This is a genomic window from Streptococcus marimammalium DSM 18627 (assembly GCF_000380045.1).
Lineage (GTDB): Bacteria > Bacillota > Bacilli > Lactobacillales > Streptococcaceae > Streptococcus > Streptococcus marimammalium.
On the sequence record NZ_KB904339.1, the window covers coordinates 146,229 to 173,205 of the forward strand.

Here is a 26,977-nt window from a genome sequence, read left to right on the forward strand (position 1 = left end):
ATTACGTGTTAAAAATCTTATAATGCTCATACAATTTATCACTATTTAGGAGAAAATATGAAAATTGATAAAAGACATCTCTTAAACTATTCAATTTTATTACCTTATCTAGCCTTGTCAATTATTGGTTTAATTATTGTTTATTCAACAACTAGTGCTAACCTAATTCAACTAGGTGCCAACCCATTTGCTTATGTTAAAAATCAGGCAATGTTTTTTGTGGTGAGCTTAGTAACTATTTGGTTTATTTATCGATTGAAACTGAATTTTTTGAAAAATCAAGTCTTGTTACGATTAGCAATTATGACAGAAGTTGTTTTACTACTAGTTGCCCGTTTCTTCTTTGATCCAGTAAAAGGGGCTCACGGATGGATTACTTTTGGACGGATTAGTTTGCAACCAGCAGAATATTTGAAAGTTTTAATTATTTGGTATTTGGCCTTTTATTTCGCAAAAAGGCAACAGTCTATTGAAATTTATGATTATCAAGCCATAACAGAAGGTACGATATTGCCTAGACAATTTACTGATTGGCGTATTATTTCAGGATTTTTAATAGGATTAGTTATAATGATGCCTGATTTGGGCAATGCTACTATCATTACTTTGATTGTTATTATTATGTACACTATAAGTGGTGTCGGGCATAAGTGGTTCACAGCCATTTTAGTAACAATTACGAGTATTTCTGTAGCTATTTTGTCCTTCATTGGTTTTGTAGGAGTTGAAACTATTGAAAAAATCCCTCTATTTGGTTATGTTGCAAAACGCTTTACAGCCTTTTTTGATCCTTTTCAAGATGCTCAAGGAGCAGGACTTCAGTTGGCCAATTCTTATTATGCTATGAGTAATGGCGGTTGGTTTGGCCGTGGTTTAGGTAATTCAATTGAAAAGAAAGGTTATTTACCTGAAGCTCATACTGATTTTGTGTTTTCTATCGTTATTGAAGAATTAGGTTTAATTGGAGCAGGACTGATTTTAGCTTTAGTATTTTTCCTAATTCTTAGAATTTTGCTGGTGGGTATTAAGGCAAAAAATGCCTTTAATTCGATTTTAGCTCTTGGTGTAGGTGGTTTATTATTAACACAGGTATTTGTCAATGTTGGGGGAATTTCTGGTTTAATTCCATCAACCGGTGTCACTTTCCCTTTTCTTTCTCAAGGAGGAAATAGTCTTTTAGTCTTGTCTGTTGCCATTGGTCTAGTATTAAATATTGATGCCAATGAGAAACGAGAAGAGATTTATCATGAAATTGAAGAAAGCTATGAAGACGTTGATGAGACTTATTATGAAGAGGATTATTTTCAATAGTTAAAATCTGCTTTGCAGATTTTTTTCGTTTTGTAACCTTTTAATCATCTTATTCGTTATATTAGTGAAGGGGTGAGGATAATTAAACTAGATGCTTATGAAACTGAATTGGTGAAGATAGCTCAAGAAGTTAGCTTTTATCTAAGAAAATCAAATATTTCTAAACAAGATAGCCTTGATATCTCTCAGGACATTTTAGTGAAGCTACTTGAAAGTAAGATTATCCTTTCTTATGATAAATTGCGTTCTTGGTTTTATCGATCAGCAATCAGGTTATATATTGATCGCTATAGACGGGATAAAAAATACCATGAGTTAATTCAAAAATCTTTTTTCAATGAAAAAGATTGGCTTAAATATGATGATGATAGTTATTCCTACTTATATGAATCTATTGAAGAACTGAGTGACCATTATCAACTGGTTTTAGATTGTTATTATTTTCAAGGATTTACTATTAAAGAAACCGCAAAACTTCTTGGTATGAGTCAATCACAAGTCAAAACAAATTTATACCGAGGACGACAACAATTGAAATCTATATTAATTCAGAAAGGATATTACAATGAAGACAAACCTATTTGAAAAAATTGCTCAAAAAAATAAAAGAAAGCAGCTTATTAAAACAGTTGGTGCTAGTGTTTTGATAGTATTCGTTCTATTAATTTTAGGGTATAAAGGATTGAATGAGCTGACTAAAAAACATGGTGAGGAAATAAAAAATAGGTATCTGCTTCTTTCTGAAATCGCTTATCCTAATATTTCTTATAGCAATTGGCATTTTCATGCGACTAGCCAATTTACTGGTATTTTTGAATCACATCGATATAAGAATATTGATGGTATTGAAATTCCATTTGAACCTTATCAAGGATACTATTCATTAAGTACTCATTTAGCTAATAATAGTGATGGTGAATATTTACTAGAAGCTGATGGAGGACAATCAAGCTATACTCATGGCAGTCATTATAAATTTCCTCGTTTCTATAACATTAATGTCAATTACAATGAAGATAGCTACAATAAGCTGACTCAAGATATTATTTTTGTTCCAGATTTAAAAGGACAAGCAGTAGAGATAGCTATTACCTTTGATAAACCATATAGCTATAATGAAATCAAGACAATGATACCTAATCATTTAATGATTAACTGGTACTGGATTGGTACCACTAGTAATCTTGATACGGTTGATTTTTATCCAAGTGATTTATATGGAATGAAATCATATGAAGATTCTAATCAATCCTCAGATGAGGTTGATTTTGATAGTAATTATGATAGTTTTATCAAAAATTTGCAATCAGCACTTGATAATAAATGGATTGAAAGTAGTTATGGTAGAGAAAATAATCAATTTGAATTAAAGGAAGATATTTTAAACTTCATTAAAAATAATCCAGATAGTAAAACTGCTAAATTTTCGGGGGTTATTTTAACAGGGCGCTCAGAAAATTTTGAAGTATTAAAAAATAAAGAATGGATTTATGCATCTAATCTTGGTCAAACTGTTGAAGTAAGACCTTATCACCAGCTAACAAAATAAAGAAATTGGTAAAAGAGTCATAAAAAGCTTGCTTTTTCGCTGTAATTTGTTAAAATAGTAAGGTAAAGTTAGACTGTGTGAGTATAGTCTATCTATAAAATATATTTTATTGGAGGCTTTTCCTAAATGGCAAAAGAAAAATACGATCGTAGTAAACCCCATGTTAACATTGGTACAATTGGACACGTTGACCATGGTAAAACTACCCTAACTGCAGCAATTACAACTGTACTTGCACGTCGTCTTCCTAGCGCTGTAAACCAGCCTAAAGACTATGCTTCTATCGATGCTGCTCCAGAAGAACGCGAACGTGGAATCACTATCAATACTGCTCACGTTGAGTACGAAACTGAAACTCGTCACTATGCACATATTGATGCTCCAGGACACGCGGACTACGTTAAGAATATGATTACTGGTGCTGCTCAAATGGACGGAGCTATCCTTGTTGTAGCTTCAACTGATGGACCAATGCCTCAAACTCGTGAGCATATTCTTCTTTCTCGTCAAGTAGGTGTTAAACACCTTATTGTCTTCATGAACAAAGTAGACTTAGTTGATGATGAAGAGTTGCTTGAATTAGTTGAATTGGAAATCCGTGACCTATTGTCAGAATATGGATTCCCAGGAGATGATCTTCCTGTAATTCAAGGTTCAGCACTTAAAGCTCTTGAAGGTGATACTGCAGCTGAAGATATTATCATGGAATTGATGAAAACTGTTGATGAGTATATTCCAGAACCAGAACGTGATACTGACAAACCACTTCTTCTTCCAGTTGAGGATGTATTCTCAATCACTGGACGTGGTACAGTAGCATCTGGACGTATCGATCGTGGTACTGTTCGTGTTAACGATGAAATCGAAATTGTTGGTATCAAAGAAAACAAAACTAAAGCAGTTGTTACTGGAGTTGAAATGTTCCGTAAACAACTTGACGAAGGTCTTGCTGGAGATAACGTTGGTGTTCTTCTTCGTGGTATCCAACGTGATGAAATTGAGCGTGGTCAAGTTATCTCTAAACCAGGTTCAATTAATCCACATACTAAATTTAAAGGTGAAGTGTATATCCTTTCTAAAGAAGAAGGTGGACGTCACACTCCATTCTTTAACAATTATCGTCCACAATTCTATTTCCGTACAACTGACGTAACAGGTTCAATTGAACTTCCAGCAGGTACAGAAATGGTTATGCCTGGTGATAACGTGACTATCGATGTTGAATTGATTCACCCAATCGCCGTTGAACAAGGGACAACATTCTCAATTCGTGAGGGTGGACGTACTGTTGGTTCAGGTATCGTTTCAGAAATCGAAGCTTAAGAAATTAAGTTCCCAGATAACAATTATTTGTCAGACAACAAATAAAAAGCTCTATTTCGATAGAGCTTTTTTGTTGTTATCAGATAAATCTTTTAAAGAATGGTAAAATGTGATATAATATACATCGTAAATAAAAAAAGAAGAGGTAGTGAAATGTCACGTAAACCAATTATTGCTGGAAACTGGAAAATGAATAAAAATGTGCTAGAAGCAGTAGATTTTATTAATGCTGTCAAAGATAATTTGCCATCAAATGAAGTTGTAGAATCTGTTATTGGTGCTTCACCAGTTTTACTCCATAGCTTGAAAGAAGCGAGTAAAGGTAGTCAACTAAAAGTAGCTGCACAAAATACTTATTTTGAAGATGCTGGTGCTTTCACAGGTGAAACTAGTCCAAAAACGCTTTCTGATATAGGTCTGGATTACGTTATTATAGGTCATTCAGAACGTCGTGAATACTTCCATGAAACTGATGAAGACATTAATAAAAAAGCACACGCTATTTTTAAAAATAACATGACTCCTATTATTTGTTGTGGTGAAACACTTGAAACTTACGAAGCTGGTAAAGCAGTAGAATTTGTTGGTGCACAAGTCTCAGCTGCACTTAAAGGCTTGTCTGAAGAACAAGTGTCATCATTAGTAATTGCATATGAGCCAATTTGGGCAATAGGTACTGGTAAATCAGCAACTAAAGATGATGCCCAAAACATGTGTCAAGCAGTTCGTGAAGTAGTAGCAGCTGATTTTGGACAAGATGTTGCTGATAAAGTACGTGTTCAATATGGTGGTTCTGTTAAACCTGAAAATATTGCTGATTATATGGCTTGTCCAGATGTAGATGGTGCTTTAGTTGGAGGAGCTTCTCTTCAACCAGATAGCTTTTTGGCACTTCTTGATTTTAATAAATAACAATATTAACAATAAAAACACTTGTAATGTTACAAGTGTTTTTATCTTATTTATCTTCTTAAAATTTTCTTAATACCTTGTAGTAGTTTAAATTTGAATGGATTGGGATAATATCTAAAAGTCCCTATTTTACGAGTGATATACCCATTGAAATTTTGTTTAAACCTTAAAACACCATCTTCATTTTCGAAGTCTCCTGTAATACCAAGAAAATTATATAGAGGAATTTGTTTTTTAATAGCTTCTAACATGACATATTCTTGTAGAAGTGCTGGCGCATAAAATTTGTTAAAAGCAAGATATGAGCCACTAAAGAGATAAACAGCTTCTTGTTTAGTATAGACAAATAGACTACCAGCTAAAACAACTTCTTGGTCACCGTATTCAACAATAAACTGTTTTGCCTCTTTTTTTCTGATATCAAATGTTTTAATTTGTTGCTGTAATTCAGATAATTGGTTCTGTGTCTTATTTGTGGGTGTTTTTTTGAAACGTTGTTTCAACTGTTCCATTTTTTCTTTTAATTTTTCTTGGTCCTGGTTCAAATGTTGAAGATAAGTATTAAAGTTTAAAGTAGCTATCATAAATTCTGCCTTATCTTTGAAACTATCGAAAAAATCTTCATAATAATCCAGTGGTTTATCAACATTTCCATGTTTTTCAGAAGTAGAAGTGGTTATATCTTTAAAAATAGATAGCTCTTCACGTTTTAATTTCTTCAAAGTGATCCCAAATGTTTTAGCTTTTTTCACAAGTGGTTTACCTTTTTTGCTAAAGGATTGTAAGAGATTGTCACTAGTGATATCTTTTAAATCTTTCACATAATGCCAATCAGGCTCACCACCAGGATAGCCTGTCAACAAACCATCATGATGATAACCTAGATTGTTAAGTATTTCAATTAATTCTTTTTTTGGTTTACTTGTTGGCTTGCCATTATTATCAAACGTTTGATAGGTGTCAAAGGGTTTTACGATTAATTCGAGAACTCCATTTTTTTTGGCATAGCTTGTTAACTCCTTATAAAAATCAGATAAAAAATAACTATCAGAAGAAACAGGGCCACTGTTGATTTCCATATGAATTCCACCAGTCATTGGAATCATATAAACTAGGGCAGAAACTTTAATATCTCCCTTTACTTTCAGACCAAGATATGAAATCTTATAACCTCGTTTGATAAATAGCGTTGCCATTTCTTCAGATTGCATAAACGATTTGAAACTAACCGATTCGATATGAGAGAGAAATTCTTCTTTTGTAAGTTCAGTAAAGACCATTAGTGTTTACTCCTCATTTGTTTACGTAATTGATAAGCTTTTTTTGATAGTCCGTATAAAATTGAGTTGACAGGAATATCAAATTCACCTATATATTCTTCAATCGTTGGATTAAAATTAGATTTGAATTTTGTTAAGCCATCATCAAGAGTTCCTTCGACACCACCCATATTAGCCCAGATAATCCCATCTTGATAGGCATCTTCAAAAACTTTAGGATAAAGGGTATATTGAGGGAAAAAACTTTTGAATTCATCATTCATTCCAGCATAAAGCATTTCCATAACATTCCCAAAACGGATGGATAAAATACCAGCAATCACTAATTCATCCGGGTATTTTTTTACAAATTCTCCAAATTCTACAACGTATTTTGCAACAGATTCTTTTTGATCTGTTAATTTGTTCAACCGTTTTTTTTGATGAGGTTGGGTTTGAGCAATTTGTGCTTCAATGGTTTTTAATTGTTTTTTATAATCAGAAAGACCTTGTTTTAAATTAACTTTTGCTAGGTGTAAGTAGGCATCATCTCCAAAAATAGTCATCATCTTTTTGAAATAATCTTTATTACGAAGAAAAACGCCTTTTCTTTCTTCTGTTTGAGCCACAACATTAGCAAAAGCATCTATTTCCTCTTTGGTAGCTCTATAAGTAATAACACCACGATTATTAGCTTTTTTTAAAAGTCTTCTAGTGTGTTTTGGAAAGCTTTCTTCAATGTTTTCTTGTGTATAGATATTAGCTTGATAGCGAGGTTGAATGCTTTCATCAATTTTTATGGTACAACCACTCCATGATGCCCCTGCTTGTTTGAGTGTTGAAATCATTTCAAGGGTTTCTCGATTATCTTTAGCTTCTTCCCCAAGATGGTACTGGCGTAATAAGATGGCTGGATCAAATTTAATAAAGAGAGCTTTTTTAGTTTTGCCATATTTTTTGAGAGAGTCTATAACAAATTGAACCAATTCTTTGTCAGTATAGTCCATGACTGGACCTCTAGGGACGTATAACATAGTCATTCCAAGTGGTAACTGTTTGATTAAAATAGCAGCACTTGCAACTAATTGTTCGTCTCTATAAAAACCAATAATGTCATTGTTCCAGTTATCTTTTACTTTAGACCACTGACTGCTTTGTAAGAGGTTGGTTTGTGGACTATTTTTGACAAAGTCGTCATGTTCTTTTGGCGATAGTCCTATTTTATAGGTTAACATTATTTTAATACCCATTGACGTATGGCATAAGCTACGCCACTTTCTTCGTTTGATTTAGTAATATATTTGGCTATTTTTTTAAGATTTGGGTTACCATTTGCCATCACAACAGGATTAGCAACAACTTCTAACATTGCACGGTCATTTTCCTCATCACCAATAGCCATTGTCTCAGACATATCAATGCCTAATGATTTAGCAAGGTGGATAATAGCATTACCCTTACTTACTTTTTTATTAACCACTTCTAAATAGAATGGTTGTGATTTAACGAGAGCATAATCTTGTTGAAATTTTTCAGGAATCTTTTTAATAGCTTGATTTAAAGTATCTGGTTCGTCAATAAACATGATTTTAATGATATCTTTATTAGCCATCTCTTCAGGTGTGCGATAAAAAACGGGCATATTAACAAGTGATGCTTCATATATCGTATATTTTCCAATATTTTTATTGGCAGTGTATATCCCATCTTTAGTGATAGCATGCATATGAACACCTAATTTTCGGCTTAGCCATTCAAAATCTAGGTAGTCATTGTAACTAAGCCCTTCTTTAATTAGCTCATTTTGAGACAGAGTTTCTTGCACTAATCCCCCATTGAAAGTAATGACATAGTCTCCTTTTTCTTTAAGATTTAGTTTTTCTAATATATTTGTTACACCAGCAATAGGTCTACCAGTGGTGATAACAATTTTAATCCCAGCTTGTTTGGCATCTTGAATAGCTTTATAGACGTCATCAGTAATTTCTTTTTGATTGTTGACTAATGTGCCATCAATGTCGATAGCGATTAGTTTAATTGTCATGGTTAACTCCAATTTATTGTTATTGTTAAATGCTTAACTACTATATTACTAAAAATCTTCTTTTTTGTCATGGACTACTCTTTTGGCAGAAGAAGAGAGATAAAACGAGTTCGTTATTCATTTTTCTTGTGGTATAAAACTTCGTTTAAAAAATAAGAATGATTAGTTTTCATATTTACCTAATACAAAAACCAGTCAAAAAATGAGAGACTAGATATTCTAGTCTCAATTTTTTTGTCTTGTAACTTAAAAGTTTTGTGAAACTGGCAGTTGTCTTTCAAGCATTTCTTTTGGAAAATAAAAGCGTTGATCACCATGAATAGTACCTGAGAGAGCTGAAACTAAGGTTGATAGTTTTGATAGTTCAATAATTTCATTATTTTTTTGTTTAATTTCAATTTGTGTTCTTGGATTTTTGACATCAGGGCGGTAGATGTCATAAGGTAAGTCAAAATTACGGTGAATGGCGGTATAATAATCAGGATCATAGCCAGCTTCTTTGACCATTTCTTTTAACTTATCAATATTTGTATGCCCCTTACTATCAAATGTTATTGATTTAAACACTTTACGATTAACAAAACGATTAGCTAAATCTGAAAGAATAAAATCAGAGCAGTTAATCCACCTTTGGAAATAGGTGTTCATCACACCATCGTCTAAATTTAGATAATCATCAAGTGTAAAATTTTGTTCTAAGAAAGGAACTAAGCAAGGAGATGTTGCCTCAAAAAATTCTTTTTCCTCTTCATATAGATATTTTGCTCTTTTAAGAAGATTTTGAAGTAGAACTTCCATCGCACGACTAGCAGGGTGGAAGTAGACTTGCATATACATTTGGTAACGACTAATAATATAATCCTCAACAGCATGTAAACCGCCCGCATCAAAAATAATCCCATTTTCAGTCGGTTCAATACTACTTAAAATCCTTGTTAAATCAAACTCACCATAGCTTGCTCCAGTGAAATAAGAATCTCTTAGAAGATAATCCATGCGATCTGCGTCAATTTGGCTTGAGATAAGTTGCACCACTTGCTTATTTTGGTATGTGTGATTGATAACACTGGCAACTTTTTTAGGAAAATCTATTGACACCTTTCGAAGAACAGCATTAATTTCAGTGGAAGGACAGGTAACAATTTTTTGAGTAAATTCTTCATGGTCTGTGCCAAATAAATTTTCAAAAGTATGTGAATAAGCGCCATGACCAATATCATGAAGTAAAGCAGCTACAATGGTCAAAAGAGTGTCTTCAGTATGCCAAACAGTTTCATAATTAGAATTAAACCGCTCAGTCATACGCCTAGCAATATCATACACGCCAAGACAGTGAGAAAATCGGCTATGCTCACCCCCATGAAACGTATAGCTAGTTGTTCCAAGTTGTTTGATGCGACGTAATCGTTGAAATTCTTTGGTGTTAATTAAATCATAAATAATTTGCTCTTTAACGATAATGTCGTTATGAACAGGGTCTCTAAAAATTTTTTCTATCATAGGATTATTATAACAAAATAAATAATTTTGTCCCAGAATTAACAATAAAAGAGAAAATGATGTTATTATTGCTATCCATTAATAAAACTGATACAATAAAATCCAATCACTAAGGAAGTTACTGAAATGAAAATAAAATTAGAAAATTCTATTACAATAGATAATCAAATTGATATTATTACAGAAGAGTATGAGAGTGAGTGGGTCATTAAAGGAGATACTCATTACTTTAGTTACATTAATAACGAAAAAGAAAAAGTTGTTATTAAATATAGAGAAAATGAATTAGTGATGAGTCGTTTTTCATCACCAACGTCTGTAATGCGATTTCGTTTAAAAAAATTTGACAATGCTAAAATATTAACACCATTGGGGTTACAAAATTTAGTTACCAAAACTCATTGTTTAGAGATGAGTGCTCATGAAAAAAGAATTTTTCTACACTATGATTTATTAATCGAACCAGAAACAGATAACATTTTAGCTTCATATCAATTAACGCTTAATTGGTTTGATTAAAGACCATGAGACTTGTTATTAATGCTAAATTCCTGTATAATAAGAAGATATCAAGGGAGTAGCAGACGGTATAACCGTGATATGGTCGTCAATCCGAAAGAAATTTCCGGCCATATCTTAAACAGCGAGACTTGTTTTGAAAAAAACAGGTCTTTTTCTATGAAAAAGACTAGAGGGGGAGACTAATTTGTCTAAAAAGCAAAAAAGAGAATTATATTATATCCAAAGTGAGGAAGCTGTTTTAGCTACTTTAAACTCTTCAAAAGAAGGCTTAACGAATCAAGAAGCTCAAAAACGCTTGACTGAATTTGGCCGTAATGAATTAGAAGAAGGTGAAAAAAGATCAATTATCGCTAAGTTCATTGACCAATTTAAGGACTTAATGATTATCATACTTGTAGCCGCTGCCATCTTATCAGTGATCACATCAGGTGGTCATGATTGGGCAGATGCCATTATCATTATGGCAGTAGTTGTTTTAAATGCTGCTTTTGGTGTTTACCAAGAAGGCAAAGCAGAAGAAGCTATTGATGCTTTGAAATCAATGTCTAGTCCAGTTGCTCGTGTTCGTCGTGACGGTCATGTCATTGAAGTGGATTCAAAAAACTTAGTGCCAGGAGATGTGGTTTTGTTAGAGGCAGGGGATATTGTTCCTGCAGATTTGCGCTTATTAGAGGCCAATTCTCTTAAAATTGAGGAGTCAGGATTGACAGGAGAATCTGTTCCAGTTGAAAAAACTTTAGATGTCGATTTAAAAGAAGATGCACCTATTGGAGATCGTTATAATATGAGTTATCAAAACTCAAGTGTCACCTACGGGCGTGGAATTGGTGTTGTTACAAATACTGGGATGTATACTGAAGTGGGTCATATCGCGGGAATGCTTCAAGATGCAGATGAGACAGATACACCACTTAAACAAAATTTAAATAATCTATCAAAAGTTTTGACTTATGTTATTTTGGTAATCGCTGTTGTTACTTTTATAGTTGGTGTCTTTTTAAAAGGTCAAGATCCACTTAAAGGCTTGTTGACATCTGTTGCCTTAGCTGTTGCTGCTATACCAGAAGGCTTACCTGCTATTGTTACAGTCGTTTTATCATTAGGAACACAAGTTTTAGCCAAAAGAAAATCATTTGTTAGAAAGTTACCAGCGGTGGAAACACTTGGATCAACCGAAATTATTGCTTCTGATAAAACTGGAACACTAACCATGAATCAAATGACTGTTGAGAAGATCTACACTAATGGGCAATTATTATCATCGAGTGAAAAATTAGATGAAGGAAATACCACCTTACGTATTATGACCTTTGCTAATGATAGTAAGATTGCACAAGATGGTTCCTTAATAGGAGACCCAACAGAAACTGCTTTGGTGCAGTTTGGATTAGATCAAAATTTCGATATACGTGAAAAATTGTTAACACAACCTCGGGTGGCTGAGATGCCTTTTGATTCAACAAGAAAATTGATGTCTACCATTCATCAGTTAGAAGATAATCGCTATTTTATTGCTGTTAAGGGTGCACCAGATCAATTGTTGAAACGATTAAGTCATATTGAAGAAGATGGTAATATTCGCCCAATTACAGATGCAGATAAAGAAACCATTTTAACTACTAATCATGATTTGGCTAAAAAAGCTCTTCGAGTCTTAATGATGGCCTATAAGTATGAAGAAAAAGTACCACAATTACAAACAGAAACCCTTGAAAACAATCTCATTTTCTCAGGTTTAGTTGGAATGATTGATCCAGAAAGACCTGAGGCAGAAGAAGCTGTAAGAGTGGCTCGTGAAGCGGGTATTCGTCCAATTATGATTACTGGTGACCATCAAGATACCGCTGAAGCGATTGCTAAACGTCTTGGCATTATCACTGACGATTCGGTTGACCATGTTATGACTGGCGCTGAGCTTAATGAATTAACTGATGAAGATTTCCAAAAAGTAGTTAATCAGTACTCTGTCTATGCTAGAGTATCGCCTGAACATAAAGTTCGTATTGTTAAGGCTTGGCAAACACAAGGTAAAGTTGTTGCTATGACAGGTGATGGGGTTAACGATGCTCCAGCACTTAAAACTGCTGACATTGGTATTGGTATGGGTATTACCGGAACAGAAGTTTCAAAAAGTGCTTCTGATATGGTCCTTGCTGATGATAACTTTGCGACAATTATTGTGGCAGTTGAAGAAGGGCGTAAAGTCTTTTCAAATATTCAAAAAACCATTCAATACTTGCTTTCAGCAAATACTGCTGAAGTGTTAACTATTTTCTTAGCAACCTTGTTTGGTTGGGATGTGTTACAACCAGTTCATCTCTTATGGATTAACCTAGTAACAGATACTCTCCCAGCAATTGCTTTAGGGGTTGAACCAGCTGAACCAGGCGTTATGAGTCATAAACCACGTGGTAGAAAATCAAGTTTCTTTGCTGGAGGAGTATTGGAGGCTATTATTTATCAAGGTATTTTGCAAACAGTACTTGTTCTGGGTGTCTATGGCTATGCTCTTATTTTTCCAGAACATAACACCTACCAAGAAATACATGCAGATGCTTTAACGATGGCTTATGCAACACTTGGTTTCATCCAGTTATTCCATGCTTATAATGTGAAATCGGTCTATCAATCTATTTTTAAAGTTGGGCCATTCAAAAATAAACTCTTTAATTGGTCGATTATTATTGCATTTTTACTATTATTGTCAACCCTAGTTATTCCAGGTTTCAACAAATTCTTCCATGTTAGCCTATTAACGCCAGGGCAGTGGCTAATAACCTTTATAGGAAGTTTTTCAATGGTAGTGATTGTTGAGCTTGTCAAATGGATCCAAAGAAAATTTGGTATGGACAAAAATGCTATCTAAGTGTTTGTTAATAGAATGATTTAACTAAGAGAGAGTAGATTTACTACTCTCTCTTAATTATCATAAAAATAATTAAAAAAATGGTTTCAAATGTTATCGACTTGCAACAAAAGTAATAATTAGTAATGTTTTCGTCTTGCAGACTTTATAATTTTCCTTTAAAATAGTACTGTAGAAGTGTATTCTATTATTTTATAGTTTAAAAACATTTTCTTAGTAATATTTAAAGTTTCTGAGAAAACTGTTCAACAAAAATATAGAACCAATAAGATAGTCAAAAAGTGCTATAGTCTACTATCAGACTAGTATTTTTATTTTTCCTAGCTTTTTAGGTCAATAAAAGAAAACTTTCTTAAATTATTGTAATAAGAATAGCAATACAAATTCTTCTATGATAAAATAAATAGAATTATATAAAAGAGGTATGAAATATGGATATATCAGAAATCCGTCAAAAAATAGTAGAACACAATGAGAAGTTGACTAGCTTTAGGAGGTCTCTTTGACCTAGAACAATTAGAAGAAGAGATAGCACTAGTTGAAAATGAAATGACTCATCCTCAATTTTGGGATGATAATATTAAAGCTCAAAAAGTATCTCAAGAATTAAACGATTTAAAATCAAAATACCAAACTTTTCAGACAATGCTTGAACTTAGTGAAGAAATTGAAATCTTAGAAGAGATGGTTTCAGAGGATGCTTCAATTCAAAATGAATTAGAAGACTCTTTAAATAGACTTGATAAAATGATGATTAGTTATGAAATGACACTCTTACTCTCAGAACCTTATGATAGTAATAATGCTATTTTAGAAATTCATCCGGGATCTGGTGGGACAGAAGCACAAGACTGGGGAGATATGCTCCTTAGAATGTACACGCGTTATGGTAATGCAAGAGGTTTTAAGGTCGCAATTTTAGATTATCAAGCAGGAGATGAAGCTGGTATTAAAAGTGTGACACTTTCTTTTGAGGGTACCAATGCTTATGGTTTGTTAAAATCAGAAATGGGTGTTCATCGCTTGGTAAGAATATCACCTTTTGACTCAGCAAAACGACGTCACACATCATTTGCATCAATTGAAGTAATGCCTGAGTTAGATGATACGATTGAAATTGAGATTAAAGATGATGATATTAAAATGGACACCTTTCGCTCAGGTGGAGCTGGTGGACAAAATGTTAATAAAGTCTCAACTGGTGTTCGTTTAACACATATTCCAACCGGAATTGTTGTGTCATCTACCGTTGATAGAACACAGTATGGCAATAGAGATCGTGCCATGAAGATGCTACAAAGTAAACTCTATCAACTAGAACAAGAAAAAAAAGAACAAGAAGTTTCTGCTTTAAAAGGTGATAAAAAAGAAATTACTTGGGGAAGTCAAATAAGATCTTATGTTTTCACACCATACACAATGGTTAAAGACCATCGGACAAACTTTGAAGTTGCTCAGGTTGATAAAGTGATGGATGGAGACATTGATGGTTTTATCGATGCTTATCTTAAATGGCGAATAAAATAATAGGAGAGGAAAAAATAATGGCATTAATTGAAATGAGAGATGTAAGCAAAAAATACCATCGTTCAACAACAGCACTTAGAAATGTATCTATTACTGTTGATAAGGGTGAATTTGTTTATATCGTTGGCCCTTCTGGAGCGGGAAAATCAAGTTTTATCAAATTGCTTTACCGTGAGGAAAAATTAACTAAAGGCTCTTTAAAAGTTGCTGGTTTTGATTTAACAAAATTGAAAAAAAGAGAGGTTCCATACCTACGTCGTAGTATTGGAGTTGTTTTCCAAGATTATAAATTACTTCCCAAAAAAACTGTTTTTGAAAATGTTGCTTATGCGATGGAGGTTATTGGTGAGAGACAACGTGTTATCAAAAAACGGGTGCCTGAAGTACTAGAACTAGTTGGATTGAAACACAAAATGAGATCATTTCCTGATCAATTATCTGGTGGTGAGCAACAACGTGTTGCAATTGCGCGTGCAATTGTTAATAACCCTAAATTATTGATTGCTGATGAACCAACAGGAAACTTAGACCCTGACAATTCTTGGGAAATCATGCAATTATTAGAAAGAATTAACCTTCAAGGGACAACGATTTTAATGGCAACGCATAATAAACATATCGTTGACACATTACGTCATCGAGTGATTGCGATTGAAGATGGTCGTGTTGCTCGTGATGAAGAAAAAGGAGAGTACGGTTACGATGATTAGAAGATATTTCAGACATTTGTGGGAATCAATGAAAAATCTGAAAAGAAATGGATGGATGACATTTGTTGCCATTAGTTCAGTATCAATCACTTTAATTTTAGTGGGAATTTTTTCAGCAGTTATTGCAAATACAGAACGCTTAGCAACTGGTATTGAAAAAAATATTCAAGTTAATGCCTTTTTGTTAGTTGATTCAACTGATTACATAGAACAAATTCCCAATCAGGATGGCACATTAGTACCTAATGAAAATTTTCATAAAATCTATGATCAGATTGCATCCATCCCAGAAGTTGAGACAATTGATTTTTCAGATAAAGAGGAACAACTAAAAAATCTTCAAGAAACATTTGGGGATTCATGGGAAATTTTTGAAGGCGATGCTAATCCACTTAGTACTGTTTACATTATTACAACAACATCACCTCAAGCCGTTAAACGTGTTGCTAAACAAATAGAAGATATTAATGGTATTGATTCTGTCGAATATGGTGGAGCAAATACTGAGAAAATCTTTAAAATAGCTGGTGTTATTAGAACATGGGGACTTGTAGGAGCAGGTTTATTACTCTTTGTTGCAGTTTTTCTTATCTCAAATACTATTAGAATCACCATTATTTCTAGACGAAGAGAAATTATGATTATGCGCTTAGTTGGTGCAAAAAATTCTTATATTAGATGGCCATTCTTTCTTGAGGGAGCATGGGTTGGTCTTATAGGAGCTATTTTACCATCATTAATTTTATTTTATGGCTATCATTTTGTTTATCAAAAATTCAATGTGGCTTTAATCAAACAGAATCTATCAATGTATGAACCTGATATCTTTTTACTATACGCTATGGGAGCTTTATTCTTAGTTGGGATTTTGATTGGCTCTGTAGGATCAGTTTTATCAATGAGACGTTATTTGAAAGTGTAATAAAATTGATTAATTAAGAAGTTAACATTTATAAAATAAGGACTGGAGAAAATTAATTTCTCCAGTCCTTATTGTTTTATGTAAGATAGGGATTGAATATTTTTTCATGACTAATGACAGTACTTGGTCCATGACCAGGAAAAACACGATAATGTTTTGGTAAGGTTAAAAGTTGAGTTTTGATACTAGTTATGAGTTGGTTATAGTTTCCTGTTGGTAGATCAGTTCGTCCAATTGTTTCCTTAAAAAGCGCATCACCAGTAAAAACAGCCTCAAATTCTGGGAATATTATTGAAACACTGCCGATTGTATGTCCAGGTGTTTTGACTACTTTGAAACGAAACCCTGATAACTCATATTCTTTATCGTAGTCATAAAAATAATCTGCAGCTTGAATAATAACGTCCCCCAGACCTTCAAATCCTCCAAAAGCTGAAAGATTGTCTTTAGGCGAAAAAAGCCAATTAGCTTCTTGTTTTGATACATAAACAGGAACCGAGCTAAATGTTTTTCTAATGGCATCAACACTTATGATATGATCACAGTGGGCATGAGTGAGGAGTATACCTGTTACGGATTTTCCTAGAGATGAAATTTTATTTAAGATATCATTTGTATTACTACCTGGGTCAATGACAAGAGTACCTTGATGATTTGTAAGATAGTAAGTATTTTCTTGTGCAATATGATTAACAGATTTTAAAATAGTCATAACTATAGTCTACCAAAAAAATAAGAATTACAAAATTAATTCTTTAAAATAAAATCCTAACTAATAGATGAAAGTATCATATAAGTTGGAATTATTTTAAATTATAGATATTTTTGAGCCAAAACCTTATCTCCCTCATAGGATACTTTTTGGCCATCAACAATCTGATAGGTATCAGCACCTTTACCAGCTATAATAACGGCATCACTAGCTTCCTTTGTTAAAGTCATTGCTGTTTTAATTGCTGTGTCACGATCGGTTATGATTTCAACAGGACGAGTGATGTGGCTAGCAATTTCTTGTGCAATAGCAAGAGGGTCTTCGAAGTTTGGATCATCTGACGTTAAAATGACATGAATATGAGGAAATTGATTAATAACCTCTCCAAAATCTTTTCTACGACTTTCGCCTTTATTACCAGTTGCACCAATAATAAGAATAATTTTTCCTGTTTGATGGTTATTGACTACTGTTAAAAGCTGCATTAGACTCACACCATTGTGGGCATAATCAACAAAGACTCTTGCTCCATTTTTTTGAGTTAAAATTTCCATTCTACCAGGGACGACTGTTTCAGCAATACCTTTTTTAATATCTTCTAGGCTAGCTCCTAATTGGAGTGCAGCTAAACCGCTTGCCAAGGCATTTTCTTGATTGAAGTGGCCAATTAATTGACTTTTATAGTATCCAGCTAATTTACCGATTACTTCAAATGAAAATGGTTGGCTGTTCAAAATAGTATTCTCAGAATTCTTTCCATAGAAATCATGTGGTTGTTTGGCGACTTGTTCTTTAATCAGATCAAAGTAATCCATTTGATGATTAACAATAACAAAACGGCTGTTTTCAAGTAAGAGGCGTTTGTGGTAAAAATAATCTTCAAAAGAAGGATGTTCAATCGGACCAATATGATCTGGGCTAATATTTAAAAAGACTCCAACATCAAAGATTAAACCGTAAACACGTTTCATCAAATAAGCCTGACTTGAGACCTCCATGATGAGATGACTGCAACCATTTTCAACAGCTGTTGCCATCATTGAGAAAAGATCAATGCTCTCAGGTGTGGTTAGAGTAGACTTGAAATAGGTTTTACCATCTAAAGTTGTATTCATAGTGGATAATAAAGCAGGTTTATGGCTTTGCTTAAGGATATGATAGGCATAATAAGCAGCTGTTGTTTTTCCTTTTGTGCCAGTAAAAGCCAAAAGTTTTAATTTTTTTTGTGGATAGTCATAGAAAGTCTGAGCAATTAAACTCATGGCTTGTTTAATATCATTCACTAGAATAACTGGGATGGACATTTTATAATCTTTTTCAGAAATATAGTATTGTAAACCATTGGAAATAGCTTGTTCTAAATAGCTTTTATTAAATTCACGTCCTTTAGCAAAGAAAAGAGTCTTTTTTGATACTTTTCTGCTATCATAGCTAAGTCTATCAAACACCTCTTCTTGCCAATCATAGTAGAAGTGATTATTCAATATAATTTCTCTAAAGTTATTATCTTTTTTTAAAATAGTTAAAGTTTTTTTCATTGTAATCATACTTTATATTTTAGACTTAAAGTTCTCAATTTACAAGTCTTAAGCAAAAGTTTATAATAAAAATATCACGAATGAGAAAGATTAAAAAAATGAGTAAAGAAAAATCAAAAATGACACAACAAGAAAAAATGGTTCAAGGAACTGCTTGGTTAACTTTTGGAAATTTTTTAAGTCGCTTATTAGGAGCAATTTACATTATTCCTTGGTATGCTTGGATGGCACCACATGCAGCAGAAGCCAATGCTCTTTTTGGAATGGGCTATGAAATTTATGCACTTTTTTTATTGGTATCCACTGTTGGAATACCCGTTGCAGTTGCTAAACAAGTTGCTAAATATAATACACTTGATAAACCTGAGATGAGTTTTTATTTGATTCGTAAAATCTTTATGTTCATGCTCTTATTGGGACTCATTTTTGCTGTTATCATGTTTTTTGGCTCCCCAATTTTTGCTGACTTAAGTGGTGGTGGCAAAGATTTGATTCCTGTGATGAGAAGTTTAACATTAGCAGTTTTGGTATTTCCAGCCATGAGTGTTTTAAGAGGATTTTTCCAAGGTTTTAATAATCTAAAACCTTATGCTATCAGTCAAATAGCAGAACAAGTCATTAGGATTATCTGGATGTTATTAACAGCCTTTTACATTATGAAAATGGGAACAGGTAATTATGTGGAGGCTGTTACCCAATCAACCTTTGCAGCCTTTATTGGTATGTTTGCTTCATTATCTGTTTTGGTTTATTTCTTATGGAAAGAAAACCTACTTTATCGTGTATTCTTAAAGGCACCAAAATCAACAAGCCTTGACACCAAATCTATTTTAATGGAAACAATTAAAGAAGCTATTCCTTTTGTTGTTACTGGCAGTGCAATTCAAATTTTTCGCTTGATCGATCAAATGACTTTTATTAATAGTATGGAGTTGTTTACAGATTATTCTAATCGTGAATTGCGAATAATGTTTGCTTATTTTTCATCAAACCCTGGTAAATTAACAATGATTTTAATTGCTGTAGCAACAGCAATAGCAGGAACGGGCATTCCTTTGTTGACTGAAAATATTGTTAAAAACGATAAAAAAGCTGCAGCTAAATTAGTGATTAACAATACACAAATGCTCTTTTTATTCTTATTACCTGCTATTTTTGGATCAGTTGTTTTAGCGGGACCACTTTATACTATTTTTTATGGGGTACCAGATGTATTAGCGCTACATTTATTTATTGTTTCATTACTACAAACCATTTTTTTGGGATTATACACCGTAGCATCACCAATGCTACAAGCCTTATTTGAAAATCGTAAAGCTGTGCTTTATTTTTTGTATGGGGTTATAGCAAAAATAATTTTACAGATTCCCTTTATCTTTGTATTTCATTCTTATGGCCCTTTATTATCAACGATGGTTGCACTCATTATCCCAATTGTTTTTATCTATAAAAGGATTCATGAGATTACAAACTTTAATCGTAGCTTACTTATTAAAAGTAGTACACTGATGATGATTATGACAATAGTAATGATTTTAGCGGTCATTATTATAAATAGTCTTTTAGGTTTAATCGTTACCCCAAATAATCGTTTAATAAGTACTGTTTATCTATTAGTTGTTGGTAGTGTAGGAATTATTGTTTATGGTGGACTTGCTTTATGGAGTGGAGTAATTGATTTGTTACTTGGAACAAAAGCCAATTCTTTAAGAAAAAGACTAGGTTGGGAAAAATAATAGACTATTTTTCAAAATGATTAGGACCGTTTATCAAAAAAATGTTAAAAGATTAAAAATATACTTTTATCATCCTCTTTTAGAGGATTTTTTGATATAATAGAGAGAATAAAAAAAAAGGTGGTAATTAAAATGGGAAAATTTCAAGTCATTTCACACCCACTAATTGAACATAAATTATCCATTTTGAGACGAACAAAAACGTCTACAAAAGATTTTCGTGAGCTTGTTAATGAAATTGCAATGCTAATGGGTTATGAAGTTAGTCGTGATTTACCTCTTGAAGATGTTGAAATTGAAACACCAATTACAAAAACTGTTCAAAAACAACTAACAGGGAAAAAATTAGCAATTGTTCCAATTTTAAGAGCTGGTATTGGTATGGTTGATGGCTTATTAAGTTTAATCCCAGCTGCTAAAGTTGGCCATATCGGTATGTACCGTGATGAAACAACATTGAAACCTGTTGAGTATTTAGTTAAACTACCTGATGATATTGCACATCGTCAAATTCTATTGGTTGATCCAATGCTTGCTACAGGTGGTTCAGCAATTCTTGGTGTTGATTCCCTAAAGAAACGTGGTGCCACTCATATTAAATTTGTTAGTTTAGTAGCAGCACCAGAGGGTGTTAAAGCACTTCAAGAAGCACATCCTGATATTGATATTTATGCTGCAGCTTTAGACGAAAAATTAAACGAAAACGGCTATATTGTTCCAGGGTTAGGTGATGCTGGAGATCGTTTATTTGGCACAAAATAAGTAAATGTTAAATATTTGACCAATTTTGACCAAACAAGTATAATAAGGTCATCATTAAAAATAAAGGAGAAATTGATACATGATACCAGTAGTTATTGAACAGACTAGTAGAGGCGAGCGCTCATACGATATCTATTCTCGTCTTCTTAAAGATCGTATTATTATGCTCACGGGACCTGTTGAAGATAATATGGCCAATTCTGTTATCGCTCAATTACTTTTCCTAGATGCTCAGGACAGTACCAAAGATATTTATCTCTATGTTAATACTCCGGGAGGTTCAGTATCGGCAGGATTAGCTATTGTTGATACGATGAACTTTATTAAAGCAGATGTCCAAACTATCGTCATGGGTATGGCAGCTTCAATGGGTACAATTATTGCTTCAAGTGGAGCCAAAGGCAAACGTTTTATGTTACCACATGCTGAGTATATGATTCATCAACCAATGGGTGGCACTGGTGGAGGTACACAACAAACTGATATGGCAATTGCAGCTGAGCACTTATTGAAGACACGTCGTACTTTAGAAAAAATCTTAGCAGATAATTCTGGTAAAAGTGTTAAACAAATTCATAAAGATGCTGAGCGTGACTATTGGATGAGTGCAGAAGAAACATTAGCTTATGGTTTTATTGATGAAATAATGGCAGCAAATGAGTTAAAATAAAAAATAACAAAAAACAACTTGAATGATTTCAAGTTGTCTTTTATTATCTTAATTGCTAATTATTTAGTTGTTGTTTTTCAAATAAACTAGAATTTCTAAAAAAAAAACTTTGTGCTATAATTTAAACATAGAAAAAAATAATTAAAATGAACAGATCAGTAATAATGATGAGAAAGGAAAATAATAGTGTCTATTAAAACTAAACGTGTTGGGATTATTGTTTCTCTTTATTATAATAGAGATGCAAAAAAATTAATGAAGTATGGTGACTTTATCTATCATTCTCGTCGTATGAGATACCTTGTTTTATATGTTAATCAAGATGAGGTCAATCTTATCTTGGAAAAATTGAATCAGTTGAAATTTGTCAAAGAAGCTTATTCCTCATATTTTGAAGATATTGACTTTAATTTTGTTGGTAATTTATGGGAAAAATAAAAATATTCAGAAAATTTTGTAAAAAAAGAGCAAAAAGCCTTGACAATTGTCAGATAATTCTGTAATCTTAATAGCATATCTAGTTACAATTAATTAAGGAGAAAATTTATGAAGAAAAAATTGTTATTATTAGCAACAACGTTCTTAACAACAACGGTTCTTGTTGCTTGTGGTGGTGCTCCAACAACTTCCTCAAACTCAGAGGGAAATGAAATTGGTGATACTGTCAAAATTGGTCTTAATTTTGAATTGACTGGTGGTGTGGCTGCATATGGTGTACCTCAAAAAAATGCAGCAGAGTTAGCAGTTGAAGAAATTAATGCTGCAGGTGGTATCGATGGCAAACAAATTGAGTTAATCTCTAAAGATAATAAATCAGAAAACAGTGAAGCGGCTTCTGTAACAACTAACTTAGCAACTGAAAGTAAAGTTAATGCAATTGTTGGACCTGCAACATCTGGTTCTACAGCAGCAGCTGCACCTAATGCAACCTCTGCAGGTGTTCCTCTTGTGACTCCTTCTGGTACTCAAGATAGTTTGACTGTTAATGAAGATGGTAGTGTACAAAAATACGTTTTTCGTGCAACCTTTATTGATAGCTACCAAGGAAATGTTATCTCTAAATTTACTACTGATAACTTAAAAGCTGATAAAGTCGTTCTTTATTATGATAATTCAAGTGATTATGCTAAAGGAATTGCTAAGGAATTTAAGGCAACTTATAAAGGTGAAGTTATTAAAGAATTAACTTTCCAATCTAAAGATACGGACTTCCAAGCAGCCTTAACTGAAATTAAGGATTTAGACTTTGACGCCATTGTGATGCCAGGCTACTATAATGAAACTGGACTTTTAACCAAACAAGCACGAGACTTAGGGATTTCACAACCAATTGTTGGTCCAGACGGTTTTGGAGATGAAAAGTTTGTTGAATTAGCTGGTGATGCTGCTACTACTGATGTTTATTACTTATCAGGATTCTCTTCAGAAATTTCAGACAGTGCAGCTGGTTTTATTGAAAAATATAAAGCAAAATATGGTGAAGAACCATCAATGTTTGCAGCTTTAGCTTATGACGCTGTTTATATGGTCGCTAAAGCATCAGAAGGCGCTAAATCATCTAAAGATATTGCCGAAAATCTTGCAAAACTTTCTGATTTTGAAGGTGTTACTGGTTCTATTACTATTGATGAAAATCATAACCCAGTAAAATCAGTTGTTATGATTGGTCTTAAGGATGGTAAAGAAGATTCTGCTACAGTTGTTTCAGCTGATTAATCTTGCTTTATCTTCACAATCAATATCTGGAAAGGCAATAGTCTTTCCAGATATTATATTTTATAGAAAGTTTGGTGAATACATGCTTCAACAACTTGTTAATGGGCTAATATTAGGTAGTGTTTATGCTTTATTAGCATTAGGCTATACCATGGTTTATGGTATTATTAAGCTAATTAATTTTGCCCATGGCGACTTGTATATGATGGGGGCTTTTATAGGCTACTATCTAATCAATCAATTCAAAATAAATTTTTTCATCGCTCTTATTTTAACAATGTTAATAACAGCTGCTTTAGGTGTCCTAATAGAATTTTTAGCTTACCGGCCACTACGTCAATCTACACGTATTGCAGCTTTAATCACTGCAATTGGTGTCTCTTTTTTCTTAGAATATGGGATGGTCTATCTTTTTGGAGCTAACACAAGAGCTTTTCCACAAGCTTTACAAACCGTAAAATATAATCTTGGGCCAATTAGCATTACTAATGTTCAATTAACGATTTTAGGTGTCTCTTTATTATTAATGATTCTTTTACAATTTATTGTTAAAAAAACAAAAATGGGGAAAGCCATGCGAGCTGTTTCAGTAGATAGTGATGCAGCAGAGTTAATGGGAATTAATGTTAACAGTACCATTAGTTTTACTTTTGCTTTGGGTTCAGCCTTAGCAGGTGCAGCAGGTGTTTTAATTGGTTTATATTATAATTCTATTGATCCTCTTATGGGGATGACACCTGGAATTAAAGCTTTTGTTGCTGCAGTTTTGGGTGGTATTGGTATTATTCCTGGGGCTGCCATTGGTGGATTCGTTATTGGACTTTTAGAAACATTTTCAGTATCATTTGGCTTATCAAGTTACCGTGATGCAGTTGTGTATGCTGTTTTAATTATCATATTATTGGTTAGACCAGCAGGAATTTTTGGTAAAAATGTGAAAGAGAAGGTGTAAGAATGAAAAAAAATTTAAAAGTCAATCTTCTTTGGAGTCTCTTAGTTATCATCTCTTTCTTACTCGTTGCTATATTATCAAGTACAGGTTTGCTTGGCATTTATTACCTTCAAATTTTGATGGGGATTGGTATTAGTATGATTATGGCTCTTGGAACAAATCTTGTATTAGGTTTTTCTGGGCAATTTTCTCTTGGACAAGCAGGATTCATGGCAATTGGTGCTTATGCCACAGCTATATTAACCAAATCAATGCCAACCTATGCAGGTTTTTATATTTCAATGTTTGTTGGTGTTTTAATTGCAGCGGTTGTTGCTCTTATTATTGGTATTCCGACCTTGCGATTAAAAGGAGATTACTTAGCGATTGCAACATTAGGTGCATCAGAGATTATTAGGATCATTATTGTTAATGGTGGTGAATTAACTAATGGTGCAGCTGGTTTATCAGGGATCCTCCAATACACCACTTGGCCAGTTGTCTTTCTTTTTGTTGTTCTTATCAGTATCTTAGTTTTAAACTACTTAAGAAGTCCACTTGGTCGTCAAGTGATTGCTATTAGAGAAGACGAAATTGCTTCAGAATCAATGGGCGTTAATACAACAAATATCAAAGTTTTGACTTTTGTTATAGCAGCAATGACAGCAAGTATTGCTGGATCGCTCTATGTGGGTTATATAGGAACTGTTGTTCCTAAAGATTTTACTGTAATGAAATCGATTGAATATTTGATTATTGCTGTTTTAGGAGGATTAGGTTCTGTTACTGGAACAATTGTAGCAGCTCTTGTTTTAGGTATTTTAAACATGTTTTTGCAAAATGTTTCTGATTTACGTATGATTATTTATTCATTAGCATTGATACTTGTTATGGTCTTTAGACCTGGAGGGCTTTTGGGGACCAAAGAATTGATTTTATCCAAATGGTTTGGAAAGAATGTTAAGGAGGTCAAAAAGTAATGGCACTTCTAGAAGTAAAAAATGTTACTAAAAACTTTGGCGGTTTAACGGCAGTTGGAAATGTTAGTATTGAGCTTAATAAGGGAGAACTTGTTGGTCTTATCGGGCCAAACGGTGCTGGTAAAACAACTCTATTTAATCTTTTGACAGGTGTCTATGAACCAACTGAGGGCAGTATTGTTTTAGATGGTACTGAATTGAACGGAAAAACACCCTATAAAATTGCTTCTTTAGGCTTATCAAGGACCTTTCAAAATATTCGACTCTTTAAAAATATGACTGTTCTAGACAATGTGTTGGTTGGGATGTCAAATAATGAAAGTTCAGGTTTTTTAACCTCATTATTAAGACTACCTAACTTTTATCGTAAAGAGGAAGAACTTAAAGAGAAGGCCATGTCCTTATTAGCTATTTTTGATCTTGATAAGTATAGTGATTATCTGGCTAAGAACCTTCCTTATGGTCAACAAAGACGTCTTGAGATTGTTAGAGCTCTTGCTACAAATCCTAAAATTCTCTTTTTAGATGAACCAGCAGCGGGAATGAATCCGCAAGAAACAGCTGATTTAACAAACTTAATTAGACAAGTGAAAGAACAATTTAATATTACCATTATTCTAATTGAACATGACATGAGTCTTGTTATGGAAGTGACTGAGAGAATTTATGTTTTAGAATATGGTCGTTTGATTGCACACGGCTTACCTGAAGAAATAAAAACTAATAAACGTGTTATTGAAGCTTATTTAGGAGAGGAGGGATAATGATGTTAACTGTTAAAAATTTATCTGTTAGCTACGGTGTTATTGAAGCTGTAAGAGATGTTTCTTTTGAAGTTAATGAAGGAGAAATTGTCAGTCTAATTGGTGCAAATGGTGCCGGTAAAACCTCTATTCTTCGAACAATTTCAGGATTAGTTAGGCCAGCCAAAGGAGAGATTTCTTTTCTTGGTGATCTTATTCATAAAATCCCAGCAAGAAAAATTGTGGCTTCTGGCTTATCTCAAGTACCAGAAGGAAGACATGTTTTTTCGGGATTAACTGTTTTAGAAAACCTTGAAATGGGGGCTTTTTTAAAAACAAATCGCGAGGAAAATCAAAAAAATTTGAAAAAAGTATTCTCACGTTTTCCTCGATTAGAAGAAAGAAAAAACCAAGATGCTGCAACTTTATCAGGTGGTGAGCAACAAATGTTAGCTATGGGAAGAGCTCTTATGAGTCAACCCAGATTATTACTTCTTGATGAGCCTTCAATGGGTCTTGCTCCAATTTTTATTCAAGAAATTTTTGATATTATTTTAGATATTCAAAAACAAGGAACAACCATTTTATTGATTGAGCAAAATGCACATAAAGCTTTATCAATTGCTGATAGAGGTTATGTTTTAGAAACTGGTAGAATTGTCCTTTCAGGAACTGGTCAAGATTTATTAACATCTGATGAAGTGAAAAAAGCTTATCTAGGTGGTTAAAAAATAAAAACCTTAT

At 33.3% G+C, this 26,977-nt stretch carries 24 protein-coding genes and 1 pseudogene; 19 read left to right on the plus strand and 6 right to left on the minus strand.

Features of this window, described 5'->3' with window-relative positions:
- The first annotated feature begins 57 nt into the window (after nt 1–57).
- The 5 genes from ftsW (at nt 58) to tpiA (ending at nt 5,095) form a co-directional block, all read left to right on the plus strand.
- A complete protein-coding gene (gene ftsW / locus A3I1_RS0100750) occupies nt 58–1,311 on the plus strand; it encodes a cell division peptidoglycan polymerase FtsW (protein ID WP_018369407.1) in 1,254 nt (417 codons plus the stop codon).
- Between the two features lie 72 nt (nt 1,312–1,383).
- On the plus strand, nt 1,384–1,896 hold the full coding sequence (locus A3I1_RS0100755) for an RNA polymerase sigma factor (protein WP_018369408.1): 513 nt from the start codon (nt 1,384–1,386) through the stop codon (nt 1,894–1,896).
- On the plus strand, nt 1,877–2,860 hold the full coding sequence (locus A3I1_RS0100760; RefSeq protein ID WP_018369409.1) for an anti sigma factor C-terminal domain-containing protein: 984 nt from the start codon (nt 1,877–1,879) through the stop codon (nt 2,858–2,860). The genes A3I1_RS0100755 and A3I1_RS0100760 overlap by 20 nt, the downstream gene beginning before the upstream one ends.
- Before the next feature lie 126 nt (nt 2,861–2,986).
- Nucleotides 2,987–4,183 carry an elongation factor Tu gene (tuf, locus tag A3I1_RS0100765; protein ID WP_018369410.1) on the plus strand — a complete coding sequence of 399 codons (1,197 nt, stop codon included), beginning with the start codon at nt 2,987–2,989 and terminating at the stop codon, nt 4,181–4,183.
- Nucleotides 4,184–4,336: 153 nt separating this feature from the next.
- Entirely contained in the window at nt 4,337–5,095 is a 759-nt protein-coding gene (gene tpiA / locus A3I1_RS0100770; protein WP_018369411.1) for a triose-phosphate isomerase, read from the plus strand.
- A 50-nt stretch (nt 5,096–5,145) separates the two neighbouring features.
- On the opposite strand, the gene A3I1_RS0100775 is transcribed toward tpiA, so the two are convergent.
- The 4 genes and pseudogenes from A3I1_RS0100775 to A3I1_RS0100790 form a co-directional block, all read right to left on the minus strand.
- Nucleotides 5,146–6,375 (minus strand): aminoacyltransferase, encoded by a 1,230-nt coding sequence (locus tag A3I1_RS0100775; protein ID WP_018369412.1) that lies wholly within the window; start codon nt 6,373–6,375, stop codon nt 5,146–5,148.
- Nucleotides 6,375–7,589, minus strand: a complete 1,215-nt coding sequence (locus A3I1_RS0100780; protein WP_026216712.1) for an aminoacyltransferase — start codon at nt 7,587–7,589, stop codon at nt 6,375–6,377. Before A3I1_RS0100780 ends, A3I1_RS0100775 begins: the two co-directional genes overlap by 1 nt.
- A complete protein-coding gene (gene yidA, locus A3I1_RS0100785; protein ID WP_018369414.1) occupies nt 7,589–8,398 on the minus strand; it encodes a sugar-phosphatase in 810 nt (269 codons plus the stop codon). The genes A3I1_RS0100780 and yidA overlap by 1 nt, the downstream gene beginning before the upstream one ends.
- 279 nt (nt 8,399–8,677) lie before the next feature.
- A pseudogene (locus A3I1_RS0100790) lies at nt 8,678–9,898 on the minus strand (HD domain-containing protein); the annotation flags it as partial.
- A gap of 126 nt (nt 9,899–10,024) precedes the next feature.
- Here A3I1_RS0100790 and A3I1_RS0100795 point away from each other — a divergent pair.
- The 5 genes from A3I1_RS0100795 to ftsX all read left to right on the plus strand — a co-directional run bounded on the left by A3I1_RS0100795 (nt 10,025) and on the right by ftsX (nt 16,445).
- Nucleotides 10,025–10,417 (plus strand): YwiB family protein, encoded by a 393-nt coding sequence (locus tag A3I1_RS0100795; protein ID WP_018369416.1) that lies wholly within the window; start codon nt 10,025–10,027, stop codon nt 10,415–10,417.
- 187 nt (nt 10,418–10,604) lie between these two features.
- Entirely contained in the window at nt 10,605–13,286 is a 2,682-nt protein-coding gene (locus A3I1_RS0100800; protein ID WP_018369417.1) for a calcium-translocating P-type ATPase, PMCA-type, read from the plus strand.
- A 431-nt stretch (nt 13,287–13,717) separates the two neighbouring features.
- A protein-coding gene (prfB, locus tag A3I1_RS0100805; protein ID WP_149031781.1) for a peptide chain release factor 2 occupies nt 13,718–14,813 on the plus strand; the annotation gives its coding sequence in 2 pieces (ribosomal slippage) (nt 13,718–13,789 and nt 13,791–14,813; 1,095 coding nt in all).
- A 17-nt stretch (nt 14,814–14,830) separates the two neighbouring features.
- Entirely contained in the window at nt 14,831–15,523 is a 693-nt protein-coding gene (ftsE, locus tag A3I1_RS0100810; RefSeq protein WP_018369419.1) for a cell division ATP-binding protein FtsE, read from the plus strand.
- The gene (ftsX, locus tag A3I1_RS0100815) at nt 15,516–16,445 is read left to right on the plus strand and encodes a permease-like cell division protein FtsX (protein WP_018369420.1); all 930 of its coding nucleotides are present in this window, start codon (nt 15,516–15,518) and stop codon (nt 16,443–16,445) included. The genes ftsE and ftsX overlap by 8 nt, the downstream gene beginning before the upstream one ends.
- A gap of 76 nt (nt 16,446–16,521) precedes the next feature.
- On the opposite strand, the gene A3I1_RS0100820 is transcribed toward ftsX, so the two are convergent.
- Both A3I1_RS0100820 and A3I1_RS0100825 read right to left on the minus strand, forming a co-directional pair.
- Complete coding sequence (locus tag A3I1_RS0100820) at nt 16,522–17,157, minus strand: MBL fold metallo-hydrolase (RefSeq protein ID WP_018369421.1); 636 nt, start codon at nt 17,155–17,157, stop codon at nt 16,522–16,524.
- 101 nt (nt 17,158–17,258) lie between these two features.
- Nucleotides 17,259–18,704, minus strand: a complete 1,446-nt coding sequence (locus A3I1_RS0100825) for a UDP-N-acetylmuramoyl-L-alanyl-D-glutamate--L-lysine ligase (protein WP_026216713.1) — start codon at nt 18,702–18,704, stop codon at nt 17,259–17,261.
- An 89-nt stretch (nt 18,705–18,793) separates the two neighbouring features.
- On the opposite strand from A3I1_RS0100825, the gene A3I1_RS0100830 reads away from it, so the two are divergent.
- The 9 genes from A3I1_RS0100830 (at nt 18,794) to A3I1_RS0100870 (ending at nt 26,961) form a co-directional block, all read left to right on the plus strand.
- The gene (locus A3I1_RS0100830) at nt 18,794–20,431 is read left to right on the plus strand and encodes a putative polysaccharide biosynthesis protein (protein WP_018369423.1); all 1,638 of its coding nucleotides are present in this window, start codon (nt 18,794–18,796) and stop codon (nt 20,429–20,431) included.
- 132 nt (nt 20,432–20,563) lie between these two features.
- Nucleotides 20,564–21,193, plus strand: a complete 630-nt coding sequence (upp, locus tag A3I1_RS0100835) for a uracil phosphoribosyltransferase (RefSeq protein ID WP_018369424.1) — start codon at nt 20,564–20,566, stop codon at nt 21,191–21,193.
- A 79-nt stretch (nt 21,194–21,272) separates the two neighbouring features.
- On the plus strand, nt 21,273–21,863 hold the full coding sequence (locus A3I1_RS0100840; RefSeq protein ID WP_018369425.1) for an ATP-dependent Clp protease proteolytic subunit: 591 nt from the start codon (nt 21,273–21,275) through the stop codon (nt 21,861–21,863).
- A 186-nt stretch (nt 21,864–22,049) separates the two neighbouring features.
- Nucleotides 22,050–22,301, plus strand: a complete 252-nt coding sequence (locus tag A3I1_RS0100845; RefSeq protein ID WP_018369426.1) for a DUF2129 domain-containing protein — start codon at nt 22,050–22,052, stop codon at nt 22,299–22,301.
- A gap of 108 nt (nt 22,302–22,409) precedes the next feature.
- Nucleotides 22,410–23,579 carry an ABC transporter substrate-binding protein gene (locus tag A3I1_RS0100850; protein ID WP_018369427.1) on the plus strand — a complete coding sequence of 390 codons (1,170 nt, stop codon included), beginning with the start codon at nt 22,410–22,412 and terminating at the stop codon, nt 23,577–23,579.
- Between the two features lie 82 nt (nt 23,580–23,661).
- Nucleotides 23,662–24,531, plus strand: coding sequence for a branched-chain amino acid ABC transporter permease (locus A3I1_RS0100855; protein ID WP_026216714.1), 870 nt, complete (start codon nt 23,662–23,664; stop codon nt 24,529–24,531).
- Nucleotides 24,532–24,533: 2 nt separating this feature from the next.
- A complete protein-coding gene (locus A3I1_RS0100860; RefSeq protein WP_018369429.1) occupies nt 24,534–25,490 on the plus strand; it encodes a branched-chain amino acid ABC transporter permease in 957 nt (318 codons plus the stop codon).
- Nucleotides 25,490–26,254, plus strand: a complete 765-nt coding sequence (locus tag A3I1_RS0100865) for an ABC transporter ATP-binding protein (RefSeq protein ID WP_018369430.1) — start codon at nt 25,490–25,492, stop codon at nt 26,252–26,254. The genes A3I1_RS0100860 and A3I1_RS0100865 overlap by 1 nt, the downstream gene beginning before the upstream one ends.
- A complete protein-coding gene (locus A3I1_RS0100870; RefSeq protein WP_026216715.1) occupies nt 26,251–26,961 on the plus strand; it encodes an ABC transporter ATP-binding protein in 711 nt (236 codons plus the stop codon). The genes A3I1_RS0100865 and A3I1_RS0100870 overlap by 4 nt, the downstream gene beginning before the upstream one ends.
- Nucleotides 26,962–26,977 lie beyond the last annotated feature (16 nt).